This is a genomic window from Kitasatospora sp. NPDC051705 (assembly GCF_044453265.1).
In the GTDB taxonomy this organism is placed as follows: domain Bacteria; phylum Actinomycetota; class Actinomycetes; order Streptomycetales; family Streptomycetaceae; genus Kitasatospora.
In genome coordinates this window covers 129,048-143,624 of sequence record NZ_JBITCO010000001.1, presented here as the reverse complement: position 1 = coordinate 143,624, position 14,577 = coordinate 129,048, and the positions used below count along the sequence as shown (strand labels likewise).

At 73.7% G+C, this 14,577-nt stretch carries 13 protein-coding genes; 8 read left to right on the top strand and 5 right to left on the bottom strand.

The features are described from left to right. Positions 1–128 precede the first annotated feature (128 nt). From ACIA8Q_RS00625 to ACIA8Q_RS00615, 3 genes are all read left to right on the top strand, one after another. Positions 129–530, top strand: coding sequence for a hypothetical protein (locus tag ACIA8Q_RS00625; protein WP_360215710.1), 402 nt, complete (start codon positions 129–131; stop codon positions 528–530). A gap of 39 nt (positions 531–569) precedes the next feature. Further along, positions 570–1,277 (top strand): hypothetical protein, encoded by a 708-nt coding sequence (locus ACIA8Q_RS00620; RefSeq protein ID WP_360215707.1) that lies wholly within the window; start codon positions 570–572, stop codon positions 1,275–1,277. Between the two features lie 215 nt (positions 1,278–1,492). Next, complete coding sequence (locus ACIA8Q_RS00615) at positions 1,493–5,338, top strand: ATP-binding protein (protein WP_396316500.1); 3,846 nt, start codon at positions 1,493–1,495, stop codon at positions 5,336–5,338. Positions 5,339–5,765: 427 nt separating this feature from the next. On the opposite strand, the gene ACIA8Q_RS00610 is transcribed toward ACIA8Q_RS00615, so the two are convergent. Then, complete coding sequence (locus ACIA8Q_RS00610; RefSeq protein WP_360215701.1) at positions 5,766–6,467, bottom strand: alpha/beta fold hydrolase; 702 nt, start codon at positions 6,465–6,467, stop codon at positions 5,766–5,768. Positions 6,468–7,053: 586 nt separating this feature from the next. On the opposite strand from ACIA8Q_RS00610, the gene ACIA8Q_RS00605 reads away from it, so the two are divergent. From ACIA8Q_RS00605 to ACIA8Q_RS00595, 3 genes are all read left to right on the top strand, one after another. Then, positions 7,054–7,611, top strand: a complete 558-nt coding sequence (locus ACIA8Q_RS00605) for a hypothetical protein (protein WP_360215698.1) — start codon at positions 7,054–7,056, stop codon at positions 7,609–7,611. A 176-nt stretch (positions 7,612–7,787) separates the two neighbouring features. Next, a complete protein-coding gene (locus tag ACIA8Q_RS00600) occupies positions 7,788–8,999 on the top strand; it encodes a phosphodiester glycosidase family protein (RefSeq protein ID WP_360215695.1) in 1,212 nt (403 codons plus the stop codon). 57 nt (positions 9,000–9,056) lie between these two features. After that, the gene (locus ACIA8Q_RS00595; protein WP_396316499.1) at positions 9,057–9,818 is read left to right on the top strand and encodes an oxidoreductase; all 762 of its coding nucleotides are present in this window, start codon (positions 9,057–9,059) and stop codon (positions 9,816–9,818) included. Positions 9,819–10,073: 255 nt separating this feature from the next. On the opposite strand, the gene ACIA8Q_RS00590 is transcribed toward ACIA8Q_RS00595, so the two are convergent. Beyond that, complete coding sequence (locus tag ACIA8Q_RS00590; RefSeq protein WP_387900435.1) at positions 10,074–10,640, bottom strand: isochorismatase family protein; 567 nt, start codon at positions 10,638–10,640, stop codon at positions 10,074–10,076. Positions 10,641–10,787: 147 nt separating this feature from the next. On the opposite strand from ACIA8Q_RS00590, the gene ACIA8Q_RS00585 reads away from it, so the two are divergent. Both ACIA8Q_RS00585 and ACIA8Q_RS00580 read left to right on the top strand, forming a co-directional pair. Then, entirely contained in the window at positions 10,788–11,264 is a 477-nt protein-coding gene (locus ACIA8Q_RS00585; RefSeq protein WP_396316498.1) for a hypothetical protein, read from the top strand. An 18-nt stretch (positions 11,265–11,282) separates the two neighbouring features. Further along, positions 11,283–11,912, top strand: coding sequence for a TetR family transcriptional regulator (locus tag ACIA8Q_RS00580; RefSeq protein WP_360215683.1), 630 nt, complete (start codon positions 11,283–11,285; stop codon positions 11,910–11,912). A 121-nt stretch (positions 11,913–12,033) separates the two neighbouring features. Here ACIA8Q_RS00580 and ACIA8Q_RS00575 read toward each other — a convergent pair whose 3' ends face one another. The 3 genes from ACIA8Q_RS00575 to ACIA8Q_RS00565 form a co-directional block, all read right to left on the bottom strand. Beyond that, positions 12,034–12,393: a hypothetical protein gene (locus ACIA8Q_RS00575; protein WP_360215680.1), complete on the bottom strand. Its 360-nt coding sequence runs from the start codon at positions 12,391–12,393 to the stop codon at positions 12,034–12,036. A 139-nt stretch (positions 12,394–12,532) separates the two neighbouring features. Further along, entirely contained in the window at positions 12,533–12,937 is a 405-nt protein-coding gene (locus ACIA8Q_RS00570; protein WP_360215677.1) for a hypothetical protein, read from the bottom strand. A gap of 209 nt (positions 12,938–13,146) precedes the next feature. Beyond that, positions 13,147–14,556: an MFS transporter gene (locus ACIA8Q_RS00565; protein WP_360215674.1), complete on the bottom strand. Its 1,410-nt coding sequence runs from the start codon at positions 14,554–14,556 to the stop codon at positions 13,147–13,149. Positions 14,557–14,577 lie beyond the last annotated feature (21 nt).

Sequence of the window (14,577 nt, the reverse complement as noted above, 5' to 3'; positions counted from 1 at the left end):
TCGCGTGGTGGTCGGCGGGGCGCGTGTGTATCAGGACGTCTACAGGATTCGCGGATTCGCCTGCGGGGTAGCGCAGTTGGGTCGATCATGTCCGGGTGCTGACAGCCCCGGACCAGTCTCCGCCACCCGTGTCGCGTTCACCCTTCTGGCAGGAGAGGTCCTCGGTCTATCTCGGCGCGTGCGCCTCGCAGCTCTCGTTCTGGGGCCACGACTTCAGCGACGGGGCGTGGCCGGACGCCGAGGACCTGGGCATCCTGCTCGGCCGCACCGTCCGGGAGCTGGCCCAGGTCACCTCGATGCGCGGATGCGGAGACCTGCTGGCGCAGGCACTGCGGTCCCTCGAAGCGGCCCACCGGTGGTCGAGCCGGCCGTGCCCCGGGGCCCCGTCCATGGAGGCGCTGCACCTGCGGGAGGCCGCGGGCCTCATGGGCTCCGTCCGACGGCACCTGGCCGAGTCGGCGCCGCGCAGCGGGCCCTGCCTGCCGCCGCAGCGGAGCCGGGCGAGGACCGGCGGGACCCCGGCGGGGTAGTGGCGCGCAGCCCGTGCCGGGGCCCCCTAGGCTGGCGCGGTGCTGCTCCCCACCGTTCCCCGCACCCGCGTGCGGCCGTCCGACCGGCCGTCCGTCGACACGCCGTTCGGCCCGCTGACCTTCGCCACGGCCATCGGCGACGACGGCCTCCCGCCACTGCCCGACGAACGGTTCGACCTGGCGGGAGGCCGCAGCGTCGCCCGCTGGACCCGCCCCGCGGCGCGCGTCGAGCTGCTGCTGACCCCGTACGACGCCCGGCTCGACCCCGAGGCCTGGGGCCCGCTGACCGGCTGCCGTGCGGCGGTCTGGCGGATCGACGCCGTCCGGCCGCTCCGGCGGGTGCGGTTCTCGGCGGGGCTGCCCCTGCGGCTCCCGGAGACCGCCGACGCGGGCTGGGACGGCGGCCAGGGCCTGGCCGCGATCACGGTGGACGACGAGACGACCCGCCTCACCGTCGGCGGCAACGACGAGGAGGCGATCTGCTGGTCGGCCGAAACGGGCGAGGCGCCCCGGCGGTGGGCGGCGCTGATCGACGAGGTGCACGCCAACGCGTTCAACGGGTGGGGCGTCGACTTCGCCCGCCACCACGACCTCTCCTGGACGCTGCCACCCCTGGAGGCCGGCGACCACTGCGCACTCCCGGTGGTGGCCGCCTGGGCCCCGGCCGCGGACGAGACGGCGAACACCTGGTACGCCGCCGCGGTCTCGTCGACGGTGCTCCTGCGCCAGGCCGCGGAGCCGGCCTGACATCCTGTCGTGTGGAACACTCTGGCCGGATGAGCGCTGTGGCGAGGGCCCGGGCCGCCTCGTCGTGGTCGGGGCCGGTGGAAGCGGCAGTGATGTCGCGTCCTGTCCGACCGGTTCCCGGTGTCGCCGATCCCCGCACCGCACGACCCTGGTACGGCCCGACCCCTACACTTTGCCCACGCAGTGACTGGGGAGGACAGCGGGTGGATCGGCACGTGGTCACGAACACGATCAACGGGGGGACGTACGAGGCGCCGGTGATCCAGGCGGCCTCGGTCACGGTGCAGGCGCCCGCAGAGCCCGTTCCGCCGACTGAACCGTGGACCAGGGCTGTGTGGGAGTCGGGTGTCTGGGCTCACACTGCGCCGCGTGACGCCGAGCCCCACCGCCGGCACGCGGCCCGGTTGGCGGGGCGGCTGGCCGCCCTGCGCGACACCGCCGAGCAGCGGATCGCCGACGACCCGTGGGCCGATCCCGAGTTCGCGCCGCGGTTCGCGGACCGGGTGGAATGGTTGCTTGGGGAGCCCGATGGCGCGCTGGACCTCTACCCCGCCGAGGCCGGCCTGCTCGTTCTGCTGCCCTACCTCTACCAGGCCCATCAACTCCTAATGACGGCTTCCCGGTTGGAGGCAGACCCGGCCGACCTGCGCCCCCGGCCCGGAGCGTCCGGGCCGCGCGCCGGATACCAGTCGTCCCTGGGCGGCCACGACCTCCTGCTCAGCCGTGCCGACCTGCGGCCGGAAGCCGCACCGGTGATCGGCTGGTGGCTGTACCACCGCTGGCTCGCCGAGGAGGGGAAGGGGGCGGACGTCCTCGCCGGTCTGGCCGCCGAACTCGCCGGGGAGGGCGGTCCACTGACCGAGGTGCTGAGCGCGCGACGGCTGGCCCGGCTCCTCGCCGGCCTGCGGATCGGCGCGGACATCTGTCACCCCGAGCACCTCGGTCAGCTCGAAGCCGACGAGCTGCTGCCGGGCCCGGGACGGCAGCGGATCCGGGAGCGGCGCGCGAGCCTGCTACTGGCCGTCGCGTACGGCGCCGCGGTCGAGCCCGTCGTCCTCCCCGAGACGGTGGTCGAGCACATCGGCGTCCCGAACGCGGTGGACCTGGACGGGGTGCGGCGGACCGTGCGCGCGATGGCATGGGGCGGCTCGCCCGAACTGCCCGTCCTCAAAGCGGTCTGCGAACACGAGGCGGTGGTCGAGGCCCTGCGCGAGCACGCGGAACGGCTGGACGGCCTGCTCCTCGCCGTCGGGCGTGCCGTACCCGAGAGGGTCACCCAGCCGATGCCGCCGCTGCCCGCGCGGATCTCCGCCGACGGTGTCGTCCCGGCGCCGGGAACCTTCACCAGCGGTGCTCGGTTCCGGCTCAACGACCGCCGGGTGCGCGGTCTGCTGATCGGCACCCAGCTCTACAAGGACCACGGCCTGGCGGTGCGCGAGCTCTACCAGAACGCCCTCGACGCGTGCCGCTACCGGCGTGCCAGGACCCAGTACCTGGAGCGGTCCGGCCGGCCCTTCCACCCGTACGAAGGGCGGATCGACTTCGTCCAGGGGGTGGACGAGGACGGCCGTGACTACCTCGAGTGCACGGACGACGGCATCGGCATGGGCGAGGCGGAGCTGCGCGGCGTGTTCTCCCATGCCGGCGACCGTTTCGCTGAACAGCCCGACTTCCTGCTCGAGCAGGAAGCCTGGGAGCGGGTGCGACCCCCGGTGCGGCTCCACCCCAACAGCCGGTTCGGAATCGGGGTGCTGTCCTACTTCATGCTCGCGGACGAGATCCGCGTGACGTCCTGCCGGATGGGACTGGACAGCGTGCCCGGCCCGTTGGTCGAGGCCCATATCCTCGGGCCGAACCACCTGTTCCGGATCGTCGAGCAGGAGGAACGGGGCACGCGGCCGGGCACTCGGGTACGGCTGTACCTGCGGGAGAGGCGCCGCGCCTGGTCGGCCCTGGACGCCCTGGACGGCGTCCTGCGCATCGCCGAGTTCGCCACGACGGCTGAGCACGGCGGGCGACGGAAGGCGTGGGAGCCCGGTGTCCTCGCCCCCCGGGACACGGGCAGGACGATCGGCCGGGACCGCGAGGAGTTGGTGGAGTGGGCGGACAGTCCACCCGGCGTGCAGGTGATCTGGTGCGAGGCCGAGGGCATGTTGCTGGTGGACGGCCTCCGGACCGAGGCGGGCCGGAACGTCGGTGTGCTGTCGGGGCTCCGGGGCGTCGTGGTGAACCTGAGCGGAGACCACGCGCCACGCCACCTAAGCACCGACCGTCTCACCGTCCTGGACGACGTGGCGGCCCACGTGGAGGCGTTGCTCGTGGCGGCGGCGCCGGACCTGGTCGCGAGCGGGGCGCGGTTCCTCACCCTGGAATGGATGCGGGAGGTGGCAAAGAGCAGCCCGCGAACGGCGGACCTCGTGGCGGAGGCGGCGTTCGAGGCCGGCCGCGGACTCGGGGACCGCGGCCGGCCTCCGCTTCCCGCGACGGCCGGCTGCTTTCCCTGGGACCAGGCCATTCTCGACAGCCTGCTGGCGGCGAACCGTCGCACGACACGTTTGACGGACGGCGCGCTCCTCTCTCTCCCGGACCACATCCTGCTTTGGCGCATGCTGGCCCATGGGGGCACCGACCTGGCACGTGAACTGGCCGAGCTCGTGCCGGAGCTGGAGGAGCCGCGCCAGGTCGTCAGGGCTCGCCCATCCGATCTGGAAGCGCTCACCGGCAACCGCGGTGCGTTCGGGCACACCAGGCGCTCCGACGTGTTCGCGGTAGCGCGGCGCCTCGGCTGCGATCCGGCCGGCCCGGCGCAGCGGCGACGGCTGTTCGGAGTCGATGACCTCGTCATCGGTGCCGACACCGCCGCCCTGGACGGGCAGGACACCTCGGACATGACGTGGCTCGACGGGAGGTACGGCCATCGCCGCTCGTTCGCGACGGTCGGTGACCTGCTGGAGATCGGAGCTGCACTCGGAGTGACTCCGGGGCAGGCGGCCGAGCAGCTGCGGGTCTACGGTCTCCCCTCCGTGCCGGACGGGCTGCCGGAGGGCGTGCCCGACGAGGTCGATCTCCGGCTGCTCCACCGGGACGGCGAGATCGCCGACCACCGGGCCGTCTGGATGGACGGTCCCGTGCCTCCCGGACACGTGGCCCAGGCCGCTCTGCGGACGGGGCTGAGCCCGGCCGAGGTACGGCGGCGACTCGAACACTACGGCCTGGCCGTGGAGCCGTTCGAGTTCCCCGACGGGGTCGACCAGACGTACGTCAACTGGCTCAGCCGGGATCACGACGGCCGGTGGCCCTGGGCGAGCGCCGTCGGACCGCTGCCTCCCTGGCAACTGGTGGCAGCCCAGGGATGGCTGGACCTGTCCGCCGAAGAGGTGCGCGCCGAGTACCAGCGGCTCGGATTCGCCCTCCCGCCCCGGGCAGCCTGTCAGGAGTCGCCGGACGACTTCGAGCTGCTCTCAGGCCGCTGGGAGGTCGACTGGTCGCCGTTTCGAACGGACAGCGCGCCCAGCTTCCACCAGCTCTTGGAGGTGGCTCAGACCCAGGGCCTGAGTCTTCGGGCCCTGACCGACAAGCTGGCCGCGTACCACGTCAGGACCATGGTCCTGCCCCGACGGCCGACCGAGCTCGACCGCGAACTGTTCCGCTACGACGACGTGCTCCATAGCACGTCGGACGACATGGACGACGTCTGGTGGTTCCGGTTCGGCCCGGACGACGAGATCCCGTTCTTCGTCCTGCTCCTCGCCGCCAGGGACCTCGGCCGGCGCCCCCGGGAGCTGGTGGTCCGGCTGCGGTCCTACGGACTGCGCGTGTCCCATGACGACGTCCCCGCGGACCTGACCCAGCGGGAGGCCCTGCGCCTGCTGACCGTCGACGACCAGCGGCTGCCCGACCTGACCGAGTCGCCCATGCGGCTCGCCCAACTCGTCCGGATCGCCCGGCGCGTCGACCTGCCGGTGACACGGACCGCCCGCCACCTCCGTGACTTGGGTGTGCACGTCCCCGACCTGGCCGCCACGGTCCGGGCGGCCCTGGCCAAGGTGCCGACCGACTGACGGCGCCGGCGTCGAGCGTCGCGGGGGACCGCCAAGCCGTGACGCGGTCCGCCCCGGGGTGGGCGGGGCGCGGCTCGGGCGCCGGCGTCCTCCCGCTCGTCGACGGTGTGGCGGGCAGCTGCACGTCTGCCCAGGCGGGCAGTACATCGATGGTGTGCCGCAGGGTCTTGCCGAGCAGGGTGACCGCCACCGGGGCGGGTGGCGGTCACCTCGTTTTCGATCACACCATGGCGTTCAGGTCGGCGCCGTGTCGAGGTGGGGGGGACGTCTGGGTCACGACGGGGATCGCCCCCGCGCTACACGTCGTCGTGGCTGGGGCGTGTCGTCGCAGAACCGGGCCAAGGGGCAGATGAGGGCTTCGTCCAGCGCGGAACCGACTGGGAGTAGCGGCCGGACCGGGCCGCGTGGAGCCGCGACGACCTCGCCGCTACGCGGGCCGGGCGCGCAGCAGCGCGTCGGCCAGTTCCCGGGGCCGGCTGAGTGCGGCCAGGTGGCCGCCGGGGACCTCCTCGACCTCCAGGCCGAGCCGCTCACGGACGATCCTGCGCTGGAACTCCAGGGGGAAGAAGCGGTCGTCCCGCCCCTGGAGGAACCTGGTCGGCACCTGCGGCCAGTGCGTCAGCGGCCACGGCTGCGCGAACAGCGCGGCGGGCGGAGCCGAGCCGCCGAGCGAGAGCGCCTCCGCTGTCACCTCGGCCGGGACGTCGTGGAAGAAGTCGGCCTGCATGTCGAACGCGGGATCGGCACCGCGGCCCGTGGCGGCCGCGTGGGCGGACCTGGCCGCGGCCTGGCCGGTGTTCTCCCACCACTGCCCGGCGGTCTCCCCGGGCACCGGGACCATGGCGTTGAGCAGCACCAACTGGGCGACGGGCACCGGCAGCCGCCCGCACACCAGCGGGGCCGAGAAGCCCGCCAGCGACTGCGCCACCACCACCAGCGGCCCGGTGAGGCCGCCGTGCTGCTCCACGGCGGAGACGACGGCCTGCGCGCATTCCTCCAGCCCCGCGGAGTCCTCGCCCGGCAGGTCCATCGTGATGGCGTCGTGCCCGCGCGCCCGGAGTTCGGGCACCAGCCGGTGCCAGAACCAGGCATGGCCGTCGGCACCGGGAACGAGCGTGAAGGTGGCCATGGTGGTCCTCCTCCTGCGGGTCTTCGAGCCTGCGGGTCCGGGGGCCTGCGGTGGGCGGGGGTGTCTCCCACGCCCGGCCTGACGCTAGCGGGTGGCACTGACACTCTGACGCCGACGTCGCGGTACGGCATCCGGACGAGCGGCGTGCCCGTTCAGGCTTGCGGTGGTGGCAGCCGGGCTGGGCGAATGCGTGCGAGCAAGCCCGTACGCTTCGCCCTCCCCGCGAAGGCGTCCATCCTCAAGGCTTGCTCAACTCACGTGATTGACAGGGATCCATCAGTACGCTGCTGGAGAGTCGCCCTGATGATCGGGGTCGACCGGGGGCTTCATGACAGGCAGACCGCGCAACTGGGGGGTTCGGATGGTTGATCTGGATTTCGAGCGACGGGTGAATCCGTGGCTCTTCCCACGGCGGCTGCGAACCAGGTGAGGGTGGGGGCGGCCGACAGTTCGGGGCTGTTCATGCGGGCTGTCAATGGCTGAGGGCGGGCGGCGCCGGCGGCGGTGGCTCGCCGCAGGAGGGGTGGCCGTGGTGCTCGGCGGGGTCGGGGCGGGAGTCGCATGGTGGCGATCGGAGCCCGCGCCCGTGGAGCTGCCGGCCGGCGCCTGCTGGTCGGTGCTCACCCGCGCGGACCTCCTGCCCCTGGCGGATCACGTGCACGGGAAGCTGATGGAGCAGTACCAGTCGGACGATGACCACACCGAGCTCCACCCCGCCCGCGAGGCGCACCAGTGCGACGTGGGGCAGCAGACGGCCGAGGACCTGGTGTGGATCCAGGTGCTGTCGATCGACCAGGCCGTCATGACCGACACCCTGGGCCCGGATGCGTCGCGCCGCCGCGACGGGCCGAGCCGGCTCGACTTCGGCGCGGATGTGCAGGGGTGGGTCTGGCCAGAGCGGGTGTCGCTGGGGTTCCGGTGCGACAACCCGGACAGTGTGCGCATGGGCCAGCCGTACGTGGCGATCACGGTCAGGGCCGGCGAACTCACCGACCCGGCGTCCGAGAAGGTCGGCCGGGCCGTCCTCGGCATAGCACTGAAGTACGCCAAGCACGTCGTGGCCGGGTATCCGTGCACGAACGCGGTGCGGTTGCCGGACGGTGTCCCCGCGACGATGGGGAGCCCCTCGGATCCGGGCCGCTGACCGATCGCCCCGGCGGAGCGGCCTGCTCGGGCCCGGCCGAGGGTGCCCCGGATGGCGCGACCCCCTGACGCGCCTTCGGCGGCCGCCCCGGCACACCGGGCGCCGTCCAGGTGACGTCCGTCGGGCTCGTGCTGTGCCTGCCCTGCCCCGGGACGCCCGGACGGGACCGTGGGGGCGTGAACCGGGTCCGTGCCGTCGCCGCCGTCGTCCTGCTCGTCCTGACCGTGGGGGCGGGCCGTCCCGCGCGCGCCGCGGATCCGTCGCCGGGTGGTGTGGTCGAGGACGTCGCCCCGGGGATCGACTACCGGGCCTTCTCCTTCGCCACCGGGCACGGCGCCACCAGGGTCCACGTGCTGAGCGTGGACCTGGACGACCCGCGGGTACGGGTCGGGCTGCTGTATCCCGGCGCGGTGGCCGACCGGGCTCCGGTGTCCTCGATGGCCGAGCGTCAGGGGGCGGTCGCCGCGGTCAACGGGGACTTCTTCGACATCACCGAGGAGCAGCACCCCGGCATCCCGGCCACCGGAGCCGCGGTGGGGGCGGCCGTGCTCGACGGTCGACCGCTGAAGGCGGCCGTCCCCGAAGGCCAGCGGTTCGGTGGGGCCCTGCCGTCGGGGGCCACCGGCCAGGAGGTGATCGGGGTCGGCGTGGACGGTCGGGCCCGCACCGCACGCCTGACCCTCGACGGGGTCCTGCGAACCCCCGCCGGCCCGGTACCGCTGGGCGGCCTCAACCAGTACGCGCTCCCCGAAGGCTCCATCGGCGTGTTCACCCCGCAGTGGGGCAGCACCCCACGCGCCCGTGCCGCGTGCGGCCGCGACCACGACCGCGCGGCGCCCTGCACCCACGACACCTTCGAACTGACGGTCAGTCATGGTCGGGTCGACGCCACGGCCGAGGCCCCGGGCGAGGGGCCGATCGCATCCGGATCGGAGGTGCTGCTGGGACGCGAGGCCGGTGCCGGGGCACTGAAGGCCCTCGCCCCGGGCACCCCCGTGACGGTGGAGTACCGGCTGGCCTCCACCAGTCGCGTCCCCTTCGTCTTCGCCCTGGGCGCCTACCCGCTGCTCAGGGGCGGGCGCCTCCTGCCCGACCTGGACACCGCCACCGTGCAACCCCGGACGGCCGCAGGCATCGCCGACGGCGGCCGCCGGCTGTACCTGGTGGTCACCGACGGCCGGGAGGGGACGTCCACCGGACTCACACTCGCCGAACTCGCCGACCTGCTCGGGACCTTGGCCTGCGAGGAGGGCGTCTACCTCGACGGCGGTGCCTCCAGCACCCTCGTCACGCGCGACCACGCGACCGGGCGGGTCGACGTCCGCAACTCCCTCGACCACGGACAGGAACGCCGCGTCCCCAACGGCATCGCGCTCTATTCCCGCTGACACCCGGCCGGCCGTCCGACGGGCACTGCCGGACCGCCGACCAGGGCATCCGGCCGTGTGGTCACCGTCCGGGATCCCCGCCAGGTCGCCGAGGCGGTCCGAGGGCACGGCGAACGCGCCCTCGCGCTGCCGCTGGACGTCACCGCCCCCGGGCAGATCGCGACGGCGGTCGCCCGGGCGCAGGCCGCCTTCGGACGGATCGACGTCCTGGTCAACAACGCCGGCTACGGCTACCTCGCCGCCGTCGAGGAGGGCGAGGACGAGGAGGTCCGCGCCCTGTTCGACACCGACGTCTTCGGAGTGGTCGACACCACCAGGGCCGTCCTGCCGGGCATGCGCGCCCGCCGCGCCGGCCACATCGTGAACATCTCCTCGCTCGGCGGCCTGGTCGGCTTCGGCGCGACCGGCTACTACCACGCCACCAAGTTCGCCGTGGAAGGCCTCTCCGAGGCGCTCGCCGCGGAAGTCGCCCCCCTGGGCATCAAGGTGACGATCGTCGAGCCCGCCGCGTTCCGCACCGACCGGTCCGGGCCGTCGATGCGCCAGTCCGCCACCGCCATCGACGACTACGCCCCCACCGCGGGCGCGCGGCGCGCCGGCACCCTGGCCACCCACGGTCACCAGCCCGGGGATCCGGCCCGTGCCGCCCGGGCGGTCATCGACGCGGTCACGGCCGAACAGCCGCCGCTGCGCCTGCTGCTGGGCAAGGCCGCCTACGACATCGCCACCGCCAAGCTCGACGCGCTCGGGGCCGCCTTCGACGGCTGGCGGGAGGTCACTCTCAGCACCGACTTCCCCGCGGAGCAGGCCGCGAGCTGACGGCCTGCGGCACCGGGCCCGGGTGTCGGCTCTCCGATCCCCCGCCGGATCGTCGAGCTCGCGCCGATCCGGGGAGGGGGGAGCAAGCCCGGCCGACGTCGCAGCTCTCCGTCACCGTCGACCGACGTCGCGCCGCCCGTGGAGGGTGACGTCGGGCGGCGGCACGCCGGTCCGGGCGCCGGAGCCAGGCGAGCCGGCCTGGCGCCCGGGGCCAGGCCGGCTCGCCGGGTTGCCGGGGGCCGGCTCCGGCGCTCGTCAGGCGGGGGAGGCGGTGGTGAAGGTGACGTCGGCGGTGGTGACGGTGCCCGCCGTCCGGCCGGGGGCCGTGTGGTACTGCCAGTACAGGTTGGTGTGGGCGATGACCTGGTCGGGGGAGGGGGCGCCGAACCGGCTCAGGTCGGTGGTGGTGTGGGCGTCGGCGACCAGCGTGGTGTCGTAGCCGCGGGCGATGGCGCCGTGCAGCGTCGAGCGGATGCACGCGTCGGTCTGCGCCCCCGAGACGAGGAGCCGGCCGACGCCGCGCTCGGCGAGCACGGACTCCAGGTCGGTCTCCTCGAAGGAGTCGCCGTACGTCTTGTGCACCAGGGCCTCGGTGTCCCGCCGCACGAGCCCGGGCACGTACCGCCAGGCTTCGCTGCCCCGGGGCAGCTCGTCGCTGTTGTGCTGGACCCAGACGACGTCCACGCCGGCCGTGCGCGCCTTGTCGACCAGGGCGGCGATGGTGGCGATGACCCGGTCGCGGTCGTGGGCCTCCGCCACGACGCCGTTCTGCATGTCGATGACGATCACGGCGCTGTTCGGCCGGTTGGCGAGCGTGGTCATGGTCCCCCCGTGGCGTGTCGGATCGCGGTCCCGACCACCCTAGCCCGATCTTCGGACACCGGCGTCGGAGGGGCCGGTGGGCTGCTGGGGCGGTGGGGTGCGATCTCCCGCATGTATGCTTACCACGTAAGCTTACGTTGTACTCAAATGCTGCAGCCGCACGCGAACGCCTCGACCCGCAGGGGGATGTCCATGCACACGATCGCCGTCACGATGCCGCTGGTCTGGCTGGCCTGGCTGATGCTCACCGAGTGGGTGCCGATGTTCCCGCTCAACGACCTGAGAGGGGACAACCGCCGCGAGAGGCTCGGCGACGCGGCCGTCAACTACCCGATCCCGCTGCTCATCGCCGGCGGCGTCGCGCTGGACCACCAGGCCTCGCGGATCGCGGCCCTGGTGCTGTGCCTGCTGGTCACCGTCGGCCACGTGGCCAGCTGGTGGCTGCCCTACGCGGGGATCAGCACGGCGGCGCAGCGGGACTCCTACGCCCGGGACTACGCCCGCACGCTGAAGGTCCTGCCCACGCAGGGGCGCGCGGTGGTGCCCGACGTCCAGCACATGGTGGTCGGTGTCCTCACCCTGGCGATGACGGCCAGCACCCTCGCCGTCACCCTGGCCGGGTGACTCTGTCACGCTGAGGGCATGAACCAGGCATCACGACCCGGCCGGGGAGGCCGCCCCGCGCAGATCAGCGTGGACCAGATCACCGCCGCGGCGATCCAGGTGCTCGACCGCGAGGGGCTGGACGCGCTGACGATGCGGCGGATCGGCTCGCACCTCGGGGTGGCGGCGATGTCGCTGTACCGCCACCTCCCGGGCCGTGACGCCATCCTGTCCGCGGTGGTCAACCACCTGTTCGCCACCGCGCTGGCCGACCTGGACGCCGGGCCGACCTGGAGCGGGGCACTGACCGGATTCGCGGCCGCCTACCGCCGCATGCTGCTGGAACACCCGAACGCGGTGCCCCTCCTGGCCACCCACCCGGTCGACCCGGACACGGCCGTCCCGGTCCTGGCCGTGCTGCTCGAGCGCTTCACCGCCGCCGGCGTCGCGCAGGACGAGGCGCTGATCCGCATCCAGTCCGTCGGCGTCTACACGCTGGGCCACGCCCTGGCGCAGGTGGGAGCGCGCCCGGGCGCGGAGGGGGAGCGGGCCGAGGGGGGTGAGGGCGACGGGGCCGAAGCGGCGCAGGACCAGGCCGAGCTCGACTACTACCAGCGGTGGTTCGACGCGGGCCTGCAGGCCATGGTCACCGGGTTCGAGCACCGCTGATCGCCGGAGCGGGAGGCCGCCGCGGCGCGCCCGGCGGTGGCGGAGCAACGGCTCGCCGCCGCCGGGCTGCCGGCCTCCTGGCGGCCGACCGCCTGCACGTCCGAAGCCGCCGCGGCCTGTGTCAGGCCGGGACCACCCGGTAACTCAGCATCGCCCAGGGCAGGTTGGACTGGGCCAGCGAGCCGGTGGCCCACGGGACCGCACCCGTGCAGCCCGGGCCCGGGTACAGCGTCACGGAGGCGGAGCCGTCGGCGATCTGGACCGAGCGGGCGGGCGCCGACAGGGTGTGGCAGGTGCCGAGGTCACCCAGGTCGACCGTGGTGGCCGTCCCGCTCCCTCCGGTGCCGGTGTACAGGTGTGCGCCCGGCTGGAGCGGCGGCCAGCCGGCGGCCTGCGCCGGTCCGGCGCCGAGGCCGATCAGGGCCGCGACCGCGGTCGCCGCTGCGGCCGCGCCGCGGAGCATCGTCTTCGAGGTGAACATGCGTGAACCACCGTCCTTGGGTGTGTTGGTGGTGCCGGAAGGGCCGTGGCGACGAGGGGGCGGAAGGTGCTGCGCCGCGCCTGCTGCGCCGAGGGTCCCGGGCTGCCGGACCATGCGGTCCGGCAGCCCGGGGTGCTGCTCAGTAGACGTTGATCTGGTTGCTGCAGTAGGTCCAGAACGGGCGGGGCGGGGCCCAGCCGAGGTACTTGGTGCCACAGATCTTGATGCTCTTGATCTTCCCGATGTACTTCGTCGCGACGTCCTTGCCCTGGTCCACCGCCAGCTCGGTCTTCTCGGAGCCGAACTCGTCGGTGGCGCGGACGGATCCCTTGTAGTAGGTGCCGTCACCGACCTTGATCCACACCCATCCGTCGGAGCAGTTGTCCACCTCGACCTGGACGTTGTCGAACCGGAAGGCCTTGGTGCAGCCGGCCGTGGCGGCGGTGCCCGCCGCCGCCGGGGAGACCGAGAGGGTGGTCAGCGCGGCCACGGCGAGGCCCAGGGCGCCGGCCGTCTGGATGAGCTTGCCGGACAGGTTGTTCACGGTGATGACTCCGGTGGTGTGGTGATGGTGTGTCTGCTCGCGGAACGTCTCCACTGTCCCCGGCAGCCGCGGGCCGGGCATCCGTCATCCGACGGTGAACCGTGGTCCCGGGGGAGGGGTGGAGGATCAGCCGGATGACTGCATCCGTCCCGGCATCCGGTCGCCGGTCGGGCCCGGCGGCCCTCGCCCGGGTCGTGCTCGCGGGCATCTCACCGTCCGGGCGCGGGCATACCGCTCCGGTGCTGCTCCGCGGGGTCCGCGGGGTCCGTGGGGCTCTTCGGAGGGTCGTCGAGGGGGATGGCCAGGTGGTGTTCGCCTGTACACGGGTGCAGGGTCCGCCGCACTGGGCGGAAGTGGTGGAAGGCGCGGAAAGTGGCGGCGAGGGCGGCTATGAGGATCATGGCGACGCCGCAGCCGCACAGCACGACCGGCGCGGACACCCGGTCGAGGAGCAGTCCGCCGAGCGTGGCACCCAGCGGCGAGGCCGTGATGAGCACCGCGCTGCGGGCGGCGAGCACGGTGGTGAGCGAGCCGCTCGGCGTCCTGTCCTGCAGCAACGCGAGGGACAGTGCCGAGTACGGCCCGTAGACGATCCCCGCGGCGGCGAAGCCGATCAGGGACGGCACGGCGGTGTGCGCGGCCGCGAAGGGCAACAGTCCGACGCCGTGCCCCGCGACGATGGCGATCATGGTCGGCCACAGCGGCAGCCTCCTGGCCGCTCCCGCGCCGAGCGCCCCGAGGACGGCTCCGGCGCCGAACACTGCCCAGTAGGCACCGAGCAGGCCCGCGCCGTCGTCCAGGGAGTGCCCGACGAACAGCGGCAGCGCGACCTCGACCGGCCCGTAGGCGAAGTTGAACAGCCACGTCAGCACCAGCAGTCCCAGCAGCTCGGGGTGGTGCCGCAGCACCGCCAGCCCCTGCCGCGCGGCACCGGCACCGGCCGTGCCGGGAGTCCCGGCCGTCCTGCTTGCCCCGGCCGTCCTGCCGGCTCCGGTCGGCACCGTCGGCAGGGCGATCCGGCCGGCCTGCACCGCGAGCACGGCGAAGGTGGCGGCATCAAGTCCGATGATCCACGCCGGTGACACCGTGCCCGCCAGCAGGCCCGCCAGCGCGGGGCCGAGGACGGTCGCACTCGAGAGACTGGTGCTCAGCACGCTGTTCGCTGCCAGCCGCAGGCCGTCGTCCAGCAGCGGGGTGAACAGCGCGTACTTGCCCGCCTTGCCCCAGGCGTGGAAGAGCGACGAGGCGCCGAGCAGCACGACGTAGCCGGTCGGGCCGAGCACCCCGGCCAGGTGCGCGATCGGGATCGCGCCCAGCAGTAGTGCCCGCAGGACGGCGTCGGCGACCAGCAGCCGCTGCGCCGGCAGCCGCCGCAGCCAGCGGCCCAGCACCAGCGCGCCGAGCGCACCCGGCAGCGTGTACGCGGCGACGCTGACCCCGACCAGCGTGCCCTGCCCACCGGGCGGGGCGAGTGAGAGCGCCAGCCAGGCGACGGCGACGGTGCTCATGCCGTCCCCCAGGTCCGACAGTGCGAACACGGGCAACAGCCGGCGGAACGGGCGGACGGCGAACAACGGGCGGTAGGCGCCGGGCAGCAGGCGCCCCGGAGATGAGAACATGCACGTCACACTCGTGCTTCA